Here is an 11,253-nt window from a genome sequence, read left to right as displayed (position 1 = left end):
GGCGGGGAGATGGTGATGTTGGGCAGGGGATGGGGCAGGATACCGGCGTGAGTGACAGGCGGCTGGTCTTCGACCATGTGTCCAAGCGGTACGGCGACGTCGTGGCGTTGCAGGAGGCGACCTTCGACGTGCGGGCGGGGGAGCTGTTCGGGTTCGTCGGAAGTAACGGGGCCGGCAAGACGACCGCCATGCGGATCGCGCTGGGGGTGTTGGCCGCCGACTCCGGAGTGGTCTGGTGGGAGGGCGCGCCGATCACGGCCGAGACGCGGCGGCAGATCGGGTACATGCCGGAGGAGCGGGGACTTTATCCGCGCATGAAGGTGGGGGAGCAGCTGGTCTACCTGGCGCGGCTGCACGGGTTGTCGGCGACGGGGGCGCAGCGGGCCATGGAGCAGTGGACCGAGCTGCTCGGGGTGGCCGCCCGCCGTGATGACGAGGTGCAGAAGCTGAGCCTGGGCAACCAGCAGCGGGTGCAGCTGGCCGCGGCGTTGATCCACGATCCCACGATTCTCGTGCTCGACGAACCGTTCTCGGGTCTTGATCCGGTCGCGGTGGACGTGATGAGCAGGGTGCTGCAGGGCAAGGCCGCGGAGGGGATTCCGGTCGTCTTCTCCAGCCACCAGCTGGACCTGGTGGAGCGGCTCTGTCACCGGGTGGGGATCATTCGCAGTGGACAGATGGTCGCCGTGGGCACCGTCGACGAGCTGCGTGCGGGCGGCGCGGTGCACCTGGTGGTGGACGCGCCGCACGCGGGGCCGGACTGGGCCGACGCGCTTCCCGGCGTGCACCTGCGCGGCTGGGAGGGCAACCGGGTGGTGTTGGAGCTCGATCCCGGCGCCGACGACCAGTTGGTCCTCCAGACCGCGCTGGCCACCGGGCCGGTGCGGGAGTTCACCCGGCGCCAGGCCACGCTCACCGAGCTGTTCCGCAATGTCGTGACGACCAACGAGCAGGAGCCGGCGGCATGAACCCGGCGACGCAAGCGATCCACACGGCGACGCCGCGGCGTCGGCCTGGGGGGAGAACAGCATGAGCACCCCGAGTTTTCAACTGGGCTCCGCGCAGGCGGTGCGGCTGGTGGCCGCCCGTGAGGTGACGGTTCGGTTACGGTCCAAGGCTTTCATCTGGTCGATCGTGGCCACCCTGGTGCTGCTCATCGGCTTCGCGGTCACCATGAAGTTCGTCGGCGGCGGCGCCGACGCGAGCGTCGGGGTGACCGGGCAGACCGCCCAGCTCCGCGAGGCGCTCGCCCGGAGCGGGACGGCCATCGGCACCAACATCGACGTCCGGGAGGTGGCCGACGAGGCCGCCGGGCGCGCCCAGGTGGCCGACGACTCGCTGGACGCGCTGCTGGTCGGGGACGGCAGCCGGATCCAGGTGGTGGTCCGCAATGAGCTCGACGGCAGCCTGCAGGACGCGCTCAACGTGCTGGCCGGCCAGCTCGCCCTCAACCAGGAGATCGACCGGCTCGGCGGGGACCCGGCGCAGGTGCAGGCCAGCGTCGCGCGGGCGAATGTCGACGTCGAGTCACTGGAACCGCCGTTTCCCTACAATCCGCAACAACTCGTGCTCGGCATCATCGCCGGCATCCTGATCTACATGGCGCTGCTGATCAACGGCGGTTCGGTGGCCCAGGGCGTGGTCGAGGAGAAGTCCAGCCGGGTGGTCGAACTGCTGCTGGCCACGATCCGGCCATGGCAGCTGATGGCCGGCAAGGTGGCCGGGATCGGCCTGGTCGGGCTGATCCAGATGACCGTGATCGGGGTGGTCGGCGTGGCCGTGGCGCTGGCCATCGGCTCGCTGACCATCTCGTTGTCCGCCGCGTTCGGCACGGTGCTCTGGCTGATCGTGTGGTTCGTGCTCGGCTTCGTCATGTACTCGCTGGTCTTCGCCGCGCTGGCCGCGCTGGTCTCCCGCCAGGAGGACGTCAACGGGGTGATCACACCGGCGTTGATGTTCGTGATCCTCGGTTACGTGCTGGGCATCTCGGTGCTGCCCACCGATCCGGACAACAAGCTGTGCGAGGTGCTCTCGATCGTGCCGGTGTTCGCGCCGACGCTGATGCCGATGCGGCTCGCGATGGGCGGGGTGCCCGCCTGGCAGGCGATCCTGTCGGTGGTGCTGGTGCTGATGACGATCCCGGGGCTGGTGTGGCTGTCCGGCCGGATCTACCGCAACGCCGTGGTGCGCAGCGGCGCGCGGGTGAAGCTGAGCGACGCCCTGCGTCCGGCGTAGCGGGTATCACGGTCCGCGACGAGATAGAATCCGGCCGTGGCCGACCCTGCGAGGCTGACGTGATCAAGGTACTGCTCGCGGACGATGAGGATCTCGTCCGCTCCGGACTCCGGACGATGCTGTCCAGCGCCGACGACATCGAGATCGTCGCGGAATGCGACGACGGGCTCTATGTCGCCGAACTGGCCAGGCAGCACCGTCCGGCCGTCGTGTTGCTGGACATCCGCATGCGCACCACGGACGGCCTGTCCGCGCTGCGCCGGCTGCGGGCGCTGCCGGAACCGCCCGCGGTCGCCATGCTCACCACGTTCGATGTGGACGAGTATGTCCAGGAGGCGCTGCGCATCGGCGCCAACGGGTTCCTGCTCAAGGACACCGAGCCGGCACAGCTGATCAAGGCCGTGCGGGACCTGGCGCGCGGCGGCGCGGTGCTGGATCCGAAGGTCGCCGCCCGGGTGCTGTCCGCGGTGGCCGACGGCGCGCGGGCGGCCGAGCCGGCGCGGCGGCTGCTCGCCTCGCTCTCCGACCGGGAGCGCGAGGTGGTCACGCTGATCGGCCAGGGCCTGTCCAACGCCGAGATCGGTAACGAACTGCACCTGTCCGAGGCGACGGTGAAGGGCTACGTGTCGGCCGTGCTCGGCAAGATCGGCGCGGTCAACCGGGTGCAGGCGGCGCTGGTCGCGTTCCGTGGCGGTCTGATCGCCTGACGCGATCGCGAACAGGTCACAGCAAGATCGCAACACTGGTGACACGGGTAACGACGGCGTTACCGTGCCTCGTACTCCAACGGAGGAGCGAGCTGATGAGTGAACATTTCACCAGGCGAGACGTGCTCAGGACCGCGGGGTTGGCGGCGCTCGCGGTATCAGCGGCCGGTGCGTGCGCGAGCGAGGAGGGCGGCGGTCCCGGCGGTACCGCCCCGCCGTCGACCGGAGCCCCGGAGGAGACCTTCGCCCAGCCTGCCTCGAAGCTGTCCGGCGACCTGAAGGTCCTGCTGTGGAGCCATTTCGTGCCCAGCCACGACGAGTGGTTCGACAAGTTCGCCAAGGACTGGGGCGCCAAGGTCGGGGTCAACGTGATCGTCGACCACGTCGACCAGGCGCAGATCCCCACCCGGATCGCCGCGGAGATCCAGGCCGGTCAGGGGCACGACGTCATCCAGTACATCGCCACGCTGTCCCAGTACGAGCCGAGCGTGCTCGACATGAAGGACCTGGTCGACGAGGCCAACAAACGGTGGGGCAAGCAGCTCGACCTGTGCCGCAAGTCCAGCTTCAACCCGGCCACCAACAAGTTCTACTCCTACTCGCCGGGCTGGGTACCGGACCCGGGCAACTTCCGCAAGTCGCTGTGGGAGCCGGTCGGCTTCGGCAACGGACCGTCCACTTGGGACGATCTGCTCAAGGGTGGCGCGGAGATCAAGAAGAGCCAGAACATCCAGCTCGGGCTCGGCATGTCGCAGGAGATCGACTCGAACATGATCCTGCGCGCGCTGATGTGGTCCTACGGCGCGTCGGAGCAGGACGAGAACGAGAAGGTGGTGCTCGACTCGCCGGAGACGGTGGCCGCGGTCGAGTACATGACCAAGCTCTACCAGCAGGCGATGACCCCCGAGGTGTTCTCCTGGAACGCCGCGAGCAACAACCAGGGCCTGGTGGCGGGCAAGCTCTCCTACATCGTCAACTCGATCTCGGCGTGGCGCACCGCGCAGGGCAGCAACCCGGCCGTGGCCGACGACGTGTTCTTCGTGCCGGCGCTCAAGGGTCCGAAGGCCGCCATCGCCGCCCAGCACGTGCTCTACAACTGGATCATCCCGAAGCACGCGACGGGCGTCGACAACGCCAAGGAGTTCCTGCTGCACTACACGGCGAACTTCGCCTCGGCCAGCTACCACTCCAAGCTCTACGACTTCAGCGCGTGGCCGGAGAAGCTGACCCCGAACCGGGACGCGTGGCTGGGCAGCGACCCGTTCGGCGCCAAGCCGGCGGACAAGCTGAACTTCCTCAAGGACTCGCTGTCCTGGAGCACCAACATCGGCCACCCGGGCCCGGCCAGCACCGCGATCGGCGAGGTGTTCAACACGTTCGTGATCCCGAACATGTTCGCCAGGGCGGCCCGCGGCGAGGCATCCCCGCAGCAGGCGGTCAAGGAAGCCGCGCAGCAGGTCACCAACGTGTTCAACAAGTGGCGGGCCGCCGGGCTCGTCGGCGGCTGAGGCAGGGCTTATGGCGGTGGTCGAGGTCCGCGACCTGCGGAAGCATTTCGACGGCGGCGAGGTGCACGCGATCGACGGGGTGGACCTCACCGCCGCCGACCGGGAGTACCTGGTGCTGCTCGGTCCGTCCGGTTGCGGGAAAACCACCCTGTTGCGCACGATCGCCGGGCTCGAGGAGCCGACCAGCGGCGACGTGCTGATCGACAACGAGGTGGTCACCGGGCTGCCGCCCCGGGCCCGCAAGATCGCGATGGTGTTCCAGAGCTACGCCCTCTATCCACACAAGACGGTGCTGGCGAACATCGTGTTTCCGTTGCGGGCCGCGGGAATGCCGACCGAGCAGCGGGTGCGCAAGGCGCACTGGGCGGCCGACCTGCTGGGCATCACGCCGCTGCTGAACCGCAAGCCGCGCCAGCTGTCCGGCGGCGAGCGGCAACGGGTGGCGCTGGCCCGGGCCCTGGTCCGCGAGCCGCACGTGTTCCTGCTCGACGAGCCCTTGTCCAACCTGGACGCGAAGCTGCGGACAAGTGCCCGGGACGAGCTGAAGTCCTTCCAGGCCGAGATCGGCGTGACCACGATCTACGTGACCCACGACCAGGTCGAGGCAATGGGCCTCGGTGACCGGATCGCCGTGCTGGCCGACGGAAAGGTGCGCCAGATCGGCCCTCCGGTGGAGATCTACGATGACCCGGCGGACACCTTCGTGGCCACGTTCATCGGCTCGCCGCCGATGAACCTGGTGCCGAGGGACGGACATCTGGTCGGGTTCCGGCCGGAGCACCTGCTGCCGGTGGAGATCGTCCGCGACGACGACCGGGTGACGATGCCGCTCGCTGTCGACCGGGTCGAGTATCTGTCCGGCGACCGGCATTTGTACGGCACGGTGACCCGGATCGGCGAGGACACCCGGGTCGTGGTCCGCCTTCCCTCCACGGTAGAAACGCCGATCGTGGTGGGCGAGACACACGAGTTCGCCGTGCACGGCAGCCGGCTGCGGTTCTTCGACAAGGAAAGCGGGCTACGCGGCGAACCGGTCCGGTTGGGGACCTGACATGGCCACCACGACCGAGCGGCCTGCGCCCGTGCAACCGGGTCCGGTTGCCCGGCCGGCGGCGCGTCGCCGCCTCGCCGACCGGGACGGCGTGCTGGCCTGGATCTTCCTGCTGCCCAGCGTGGTCTACATCATCGCGTTGGTGGCGTTGCCGTTCGGGCTGGCCATCGCGTTCGCGCTGTCCGACGTCACCGCAGGCGACCCGTCCTACGACTTCGCCGGGCTGCGCAACTTCGCCCGGGCCTTCGACGACCCGGTGTTCTGGCGGGCCCTGGGCAACACGCTGATCTTCACCGGTATCTCGATGGTGCTGATCGTGGTGCTGGGCAAGGTCCTGGCGAACATCCTGATCGCGGACTTCAAGGGCAAGTGGCTGGTCCGGTTCTTCGTGCTGCTGGCCTGGACCACTCCGGTCGCGCTGTCCTCGATCTCGTGGCTGTGGCTGCTCGACTCGATCTACTCGCCGATCGACTGGATGCTGCGCCAGGTCGGGATTCTCGGCCCGCACGAGAACATGTACTACCTCGGCGAACCGGGCTGGGCGATGGCCTCGGTGATCGCCGTGCACGTCTGGCGGCTCACCCCGCTCGCGGCGATCATCATGATCGCCGGGCTGGTCGCGATCCCGCGGGACATCGACGAGGCGGCCCGGGTGGACGGCGCCGGGTACTGGCGCCGGATGTTCGAGATCACCATTCCGATGGTGCTGCCGGTGGTCGCGGTCGCCGCGCTGTTCGGCGCGATCTTCACGTTCACCGACATCGCCGTGGTCCGGGTGCTGACCCGGGGCGGTCCCAACGACGCCACCCAGGTGCTCGCCAGTTGGGCGTTCTACCGCGGCATCGAGGGCGGTGACGTGGCCCAGGGGGCCGCGGTGGCGCTGTTCCTGTTCCCGCTGCTGCTCGCCGCCGCGATCGCCATCCTGCGCGCGGTGCGCCGGATCGAGGTGCGCTGATGGTCACCTCGCCGAACGCCGCCGCCGCCCTGCGCCGCAGGCACGAACGGCAGCACATCGCCCGCCGGGTCGGCGTGTACACCGCTGCGATCCTGGCGGCCCTGGTGTGCGCCGGCCCGTTCGTCTGGAGCACGGTCACCGCGTTCAAGCAGAACCGCGACCTCTACAACCCGGACAGCAACCCGTTCCTGTTCAACCGGCCGCCGACGCCGGACCACGTGACCTACCTGTTCACCGACACCGGGTTCCTGACCTTCGCCTGGAACACCCTGTGGGTCGGCGTGCTGGTCGTGCTGATCACGCTGGCGCTGGCGCTGCCCGCGGCCTACGCGCTGGCCCGGTTGGACCGGCCGTGGGCCGGCACGATGGGGATCGTGATCTTCCTGGTCTACCTGGTGCCGCCGACCCTGCTTTTCCTGTCGCTGTCCCGGATGGTGGTGTGGATCGGTCTGCAGGACTCCACCTGGTCGCTGGTGCTGGTCTACCCGACGATCACGATTCCGGTGTCGATCTGGCTGCTGATGGGCTTCCTGAAAGGGATTCCGCGCGACATCGAGGAACAGGCGATGGTCGACGGGTACAGCCGGCTCGGCGCGTTCGGCCGGGCGGTCGTTCCGCTGGTGTTCCCCGGCATCGTCGCGGTGATCGTGTTCGCGTTCACCCTGACCGCCAGCGAGTTCATCTACGCGCTGGCGTTCGTCGCGCCCACCGACTCGATGACGGTCAGCACCGGGGTGCCCACCCAACTGGTCCGCGGCGACGTGTTCTTCTGGCAGTCCCTGCAGGCGGCGACCATCCTGGTGGCGGTGCCGATCGCCTTCGTGTTCAACCTGTTCCTGGACAAGTTCGTGGCCGGCTTCACCGCGGGCGCGGTCAAGGGCTGAGCCGCACCAGGGTGACGAAGGTCAGCGGATCCGACCCGATCGAGCCGGTCACCGCCCAGCAGCCCGGAGTTGGGAAGGACACACCGCTCGGCGTGAACCCGGTGCGGCCGTAGTACTGGTTGAGCGCGTCGCCGCGCAGCGGTGCGGCCGGTGCGTCCAGCCGGTGGCCGGTGATGGTCAGCTCGCCGGTGCCGATCCGCCACCAGCCGAACTTCCAGCCGATCGCGCCGTCCGGCTCGAGCAGCTCCGGTCCGGCGTCGAGCACCCCGCCCGGGCCGAGGCCGCCAACCCACAGGGTGCTGTTGCCGTACGCACGCTCGGAACCGAACAGCCCAGCCGGGTTGACGCCGGCCGGGGCGACGAACGGCCCCGGCCGGGTGACCGGGCACGGCTCGCCGGCGGCGAGGGTGCTCGGCGGCGTGCTGCTGGACGGTGCGGCGGCGGGCGGCGCGGCGGTGCAGGCGGCCAGGAACGCGAGGGCGAGCCCGATCGGGGTTCGCACGGGGTGACTACACCGCCGGCAGCTGCGTGGTTCCGTCCGGCGAGTCACGCCATTGCTCGAACGGGCGGTCCAGGTGCCAGCGCAGGCCGCGCAGCGACAGGATCCGGTGGTCGCAGTGGCCCGGGTTGGACAGCGACTCGAACAGGTCGATGCTCCAGCTGAACATCCGCCGGCAGAGCAGCCGCATGGTCAGCCCGTGCGAGACCACCAGCGCGGTGTCCGGGTGGGCCGGGTCGGCGCGCACCCGCAGCTCCAACTCGGACAGGAAGCTCGCCACCCGGTCGTCCACGTCGGCCCCGGACTCGCCGTGCTCGAGCCGGTAGTAGAAATGACCGAACTCGTGCCGCTTGCGCTTCTGCACCTCCTGCTCGACCGGGTCCTGCAGGTTGCCCCAGTCCTGCTCGCGCAGCCTCGGCTCGGGCACCGTGCGCCGCACCAGGTCGTCCAGGCCGAGTAGCCGGAAGGTCTGCGTGGTGCGCACGTACGGGCTGACGTAGGCGGCCACCGGCGCCTCGCCGAGCACCGCCCGCAGCGCCGGCCCGGCGGCCCTGGCCTGCTCGACGCCGAGCTCGGTCAGCGGCAGCGAGTGGTCCGGGATCCGGGTGTATGCCAGCTCGTCCACGTTGCCCAGGCTCTGCGCGTGCCGTAACAGGATGATCTGCACGGCTATATGGTGCCGGGTGGGGTTCGTTCGACTCGTCGCCCCGGGACCGCACAGGAGGAACCGCGAAATGATCAAGTACATCGCGCTGTACCGCACGCCGGCCGACCCGCAGAGCTTCGACGCGAAGTACTTCGAGTCGCACAAGCCGCTCATCGACAAGGTGCCCGGCCTGGTGCGCCAGGAGATCGCCAAGGTGAGCCGCACGTTCGTGCCCGGCTTCCTCAACGACAGCGAGCCGTACCTGATCGCGGAGCTGTACTTCGAGAGCAAGGAGGCGATGAAGGCCGGGTTCGCCTCGCCGGAATGGCAGGCCGCGGGCGCGAACCTGACCGAGATCGGGGGCATGGAGCTGGTGGCGATGTTCGCCGCGGAGGTGGTCGAGTGACCGTAGTCGTTCGGGAGGTCCGGCCGGAGGACGGCGAGGAGCTGTTCCGGATCAAGCGGATCGCGTTCGGCGGGCCGCGCGAGCCGGAGCCGGCCCGGGTGGGGGACAACCCGTTCTGGCCGGACGGCTTCGAAGGCTGGTGGGGCCTGGTCGCCGAGCTGGACGGCCGGCCGGCCGGGTTCCTGCGCTCCCGGGACTACCGGCAGTACTTCGGCGGCCGGCCGGTGCCGATGGGCGGGCTGGCCAGCGTCGCGGTCGACCCGTACGCCCGGGGTCGCGGGGTGGCCACCGCGCTGCTGGACCGCGCCCTGGCGGGGTTGCGCGACGCCGGCCAGTGCATCTCGGCACTGTACCCGTCGGTCCCGCCGCTCTACCGGGCCCGGGGCTGGGAGCAGACCGGTGTCTACGAGCGGATGATCCTGCCGATGGACCTGCTCGCCGCGCTGCCCAAACCCGCGGCGCACCGGACCACCCGGCCGGCCAACCCCGCCGACCTGCCCGCGCTGCACACCGCCTACCTCGGCCTGGCCGCCACGTTGGACGGCATGCTCAACCGGTCCACCAAGGCGCACGACCTGTCCCGGATCTTCGAGCTGGACATCGTCGACGTGGTGCCCGGCGCCGAGGGCATCCGCGGCTACCTGACCGCGGAACGGCCCGAGGGCGAGCGGCTGATCACCTACGACCTGATCGCCGACGACGTGGACACCGCCAGCCGGTTGCTGCGCCATCTGGCCAGCTGGGCGGGCATCCTGCAGGACGTCTCGCTGCGGGTGGTCGACCCGGCGGTGCGGGATCTGCTGCTGGCCCAGCCGGTGCTGCACGACGTGCGCAACCACCCGTGGATGCTGCGGGTGATCGACCTGCCGGCCGCGGTGGCCGCGCGGGGCTGGCCGCTGGCCGCGCTGCTGCGCCCGTTCGCGGTGGATGTCGAGGTGGTCGACGAGCACGCGCCCTGGCAGGCCGGCCGGCACCGGATCGTGTTCGACGGCGACACGGTGTTCTGCGAGCCGGGCGGCACCGGCGAGATCCGGTTGCACGCGCGCGCACTCGGACCCTGGTACGCCGGGTCGGCGGACACCGGGATGCTGCGCCGGGCCGGCCTGATCGAGGGCGACGCGAAGACCGCCGCGCGCCTGGACGCGCTGACCGGCGCCCCGCGCCCAGTCCGCATGGCCGACTCGTTCTGATCCGCCTCTCCGGAATTTTGATGCGGTGGTGCGCTCCAGTGAATGGTGCGGGGCATCCGGTGGACGGTGGCTGGCCGCCGTCACGGTGCCCCTGAGGTTCCGTTGGTCGTCCCAAAGGAAACCGGCTCGAGCAGGCGGTCCAGTCGCCTTCTCAGGCGTGTCTCAGAACGGCAGGGAACACTAGCGACATGCGGATACTCGTGGTCGATGACGATCGGGCGGTCCGGGAGTCGCTGCGCCGCTCGCTGCAGTTCAACGGATACCAGGTTGAACTGGCCAGCGACGGGCAGCAGGCCCTGGAGGCGGTCGTGGCCGAACGGCCGGACGCCATGGTGCTCGACGTGATGATGCCGCGGCTGGACGGCCTCGAGGTGTGCCGGCGCCTGCGCAGCACGGGCGACGACCTGCCGATCCTGGTGCTCACCGCGCGGGATCTGGTGTCCGACCGGGTCGCCGGGCTGGACGCCGGCGCCGACGACTACCTGCCCAAGCCGTTCGCCCTGGAGGAGTTGCTGGCCCGGCTGCGGGCGCTGCTGCGCAGGGCCGTGCCGGACCCGACCGTCGGCAAGACCGCGCCGCCGCTGCGGTTCGCCGACCTGGAGATGGACCTGGGCACCCGGGAGGTGCGCCGGGGCGAGCGTGGGATCAGCCTGACCCGGACCGAGTTCGCCCTGCTCGAACTGCTGTTGGCGCACCCGAAGCAGGTGCTCACCCGCAGCCGCATCCTGGAGGAGGTCTGGGGCTACGACTTCCCCACCTCGGGCAACGCCCTGGAGGTCTACGTCGGCTATCTGCGCCGCAAGACCGAGGCGGAGGGCGAGCCACGCCTGATTCACACCGTGCGCGGCGTGGGTTACGTGCTGCGCGAGACACCACCGTGACGGTGCCCGGGGACCACGCCCAGCACGCCGAGCGCCGGATCTCGCTGCGGGCCCGGGTCACCCTGCTGGCGGCGGCATGCGTCGCCGGAGCCGTCGCGCTGATCTCGGTCGGCGCCTACGCCACCGTCTACCGCAGCCTGTACCAGCAGGTCGACGACAACCTGCGGGTCCGCGCCGACAACGCCCTGCGCACGCCGGGGTTCACCGAACTGCGCAACGGCTACATACCCAACGCTTTCCTGGCCCTGACCGACATCCAGGCCGCGCTGATCGACGCGGACGGCCGGGTCT

Annotated in this window: 12 protein-coding genes and 1 pseudogene; 11 read left to right on the top strand and 2 right to left on the bottom strand. The window is 69.9% G+C overall.

What is annotated here, in order from left to right; genetic code table 11:
* The first annotated feature begins 29 nt into the window (after positions 1-29).
* From VFO68_RS17255 to VFO68_RS17225, 7 genes are all read left to right on the top strand, one after another.
* Entirely contained in the window at positions 30-968 is a 939-nt protein-coding gene (locus tag VFO68_RS17255; RefSeq protein ID WP_325159324.1) for an ATP-binding cassette domain-containing protein, read from the top strand.
* Positions 969-1,029: 61 nt separating this feature from the next.
* The gene (locus VFO68_RS17250; protein ID WP_325159323.1) at positions 1,030-2,235 is read left to right on the top strand and encodes an ABC transporter permease; all 1,206 of its coding nucleotides are present in this window, start codon (positions 1,030-1,032) and stop codon (positions 2,233-2,235) included.
* Between the two features lie 59 nt (positions 2,236-2,294).
* Positions 2,295-2,942: a response regulator transcription factor gene (locus VFO68_RS17245; protein WP_325159322.1), complete on the top strand. Its 648-nt coding sequence runs from the start codon at positions 2,295-2,297 to the stop codon at positions 2,940-2,942.
* A gap of 95 nt (positions 2,943-3,037) precedes the next feature.
* The gene (locus VFO68_RS17240; RefSeq protein WP_325159321.1) at positions 3,038-4,450 is read left to right on the top strand and encodes an ABC transporter substrate-binding protein; all 1,413 of its coding nucleotides are present in this window, start codon (positions 3,038-3,040) and stop codon (positions 4,448-4,450) included.
* A 10-nt stretch (positions 4,451-4,460) separates the two neighbouring features.
* On the top strand, positions 4,461-5,501 hold the full coding sequence (locus VFO68_RS17235; RefSeq protein ID WP_325159320.1) for an ABC transporter ATP-binding protein: 1,041 nt from the start codon (positions 4,461-4,463) through the stop codon (positions 5,499-5,501).
* A 1-nt stretch (position 5,502) separates the two neighbouring features.
* The gene (locus tag VFO68_RS17230) at positions 5,503-6,456 is read left to right on the top strand and encodes a sugar ABC transporter permease (protein WP_325159319.1); all 954 of its coding nucleotides are present in this window, start codon (positions 5,503-5,505) and stop codon (positions 6,454-6,456) included.
* Positions 6,456-7,340: a carbohydrate ABC transporter permease gene (locus tag VFO68_RS17225; RefSeq protein WP_325159318.1), complete on the top strand. Its 885-nt coding sequence runs from the start codon at positions 6,456-6,458 to the stop codon at positions 7,338-7,340. The genes VFO68_RS17230 and VFO68_RS17225 overlap by 1 nt, the downstream gene beginning before the upstream one ends.
* On the opposite strand, the gene VFO68_RS17220 is transcribed toward VFO68_RS17225, so the two are convergent.
* Entirely contained in the window at positions 7,330-7,842 is a 513-nt protein-coding gene (locus VFO68_RS17220) for a hypothetical protein (protein WP_325159317.1), read from the bottom strand. The two genes, VFO68_RS17225 and VFO68_RS17220, sit on opposite strands and share 11 nt — an antisense overlap.
* A gap of 7 nt (positions 7,843-7,849) precedes the next feature.
* Positions 7,850-8,506: a histidine phosphatase family protein gene (locus tag VFO68_RS17215; RefSeq protein WP_325159316.1), complete on the bottom strand. Its 657-nt coding sequence runs from the start codon at positions 8,504-8,506 to the stop codon at positions 7,850-7,852.
* Between the two features lie 67 nt (positions 8,507-8,573).
* Here VFO68_RS17215 and VFO68_RS17210 point away from each other — a divergent pair, with 67 nt between their 5' ends.
* From VFO68_RS17210 to VFO68_RS17195, 4 genes and pseudogenes are all read left to right on the top strand, one after another.
* Positions 8,574-8,891 carry an EthD family reductase gene (locus VFO68_RS17210; RefSeq protein ID WP_325159315.1) on the top strand — a complete coding sequence of 106 codons (318 nt, stop codon included), beginning with the start codon at positions 8,574-8,576 and terminating at the stop codon, positions 8,889-8,891.
* A complete protein-coding gene (locus VFO68_RS17205) occupies positions 8,888-10,081 on the top strand; it encodes a GNAT family N-acetyltransferase (protein WP_325159314.1) in 1,194 nt (397 codons plus the stop codon). Before VFO68_RS17210 ends, VFO68_RS17205 begins: the two co-directional genes overlap by 4 nt.
* Before the next feature lie 188 nt (positions 10,082-10,269).
* On the top strand, positions 10,270-10,962 hold the full coding sequence (locus VFO68_RS17200) for a response regulator transcription factor (protein ID WP_325159313.1): 693 nt from the start codon (positions 10,270-10,272) through the stop codon (positions 10,960-10,962).
* 2 nt (positions 10,963-10,964) lie between these two features.
* Positions 10,965-11,253, top strand: a pseudogene (locus VFO68_RS17195) (two-component sensor histidine kinase); the annotation flags it as partial.

It is taken from the genome of Actinophytocola sp. (assembly GCF_035712165.1).
Classification (GTDB): domain Bacteria; phylum Actinomycetota; class Actinomycetes; order Mycobacteriales; family Pseudonocardiaceae; genus DASYTH01.
This window is presented reverse-complemented; position numbering and strand designations above follow the sequence as displayed.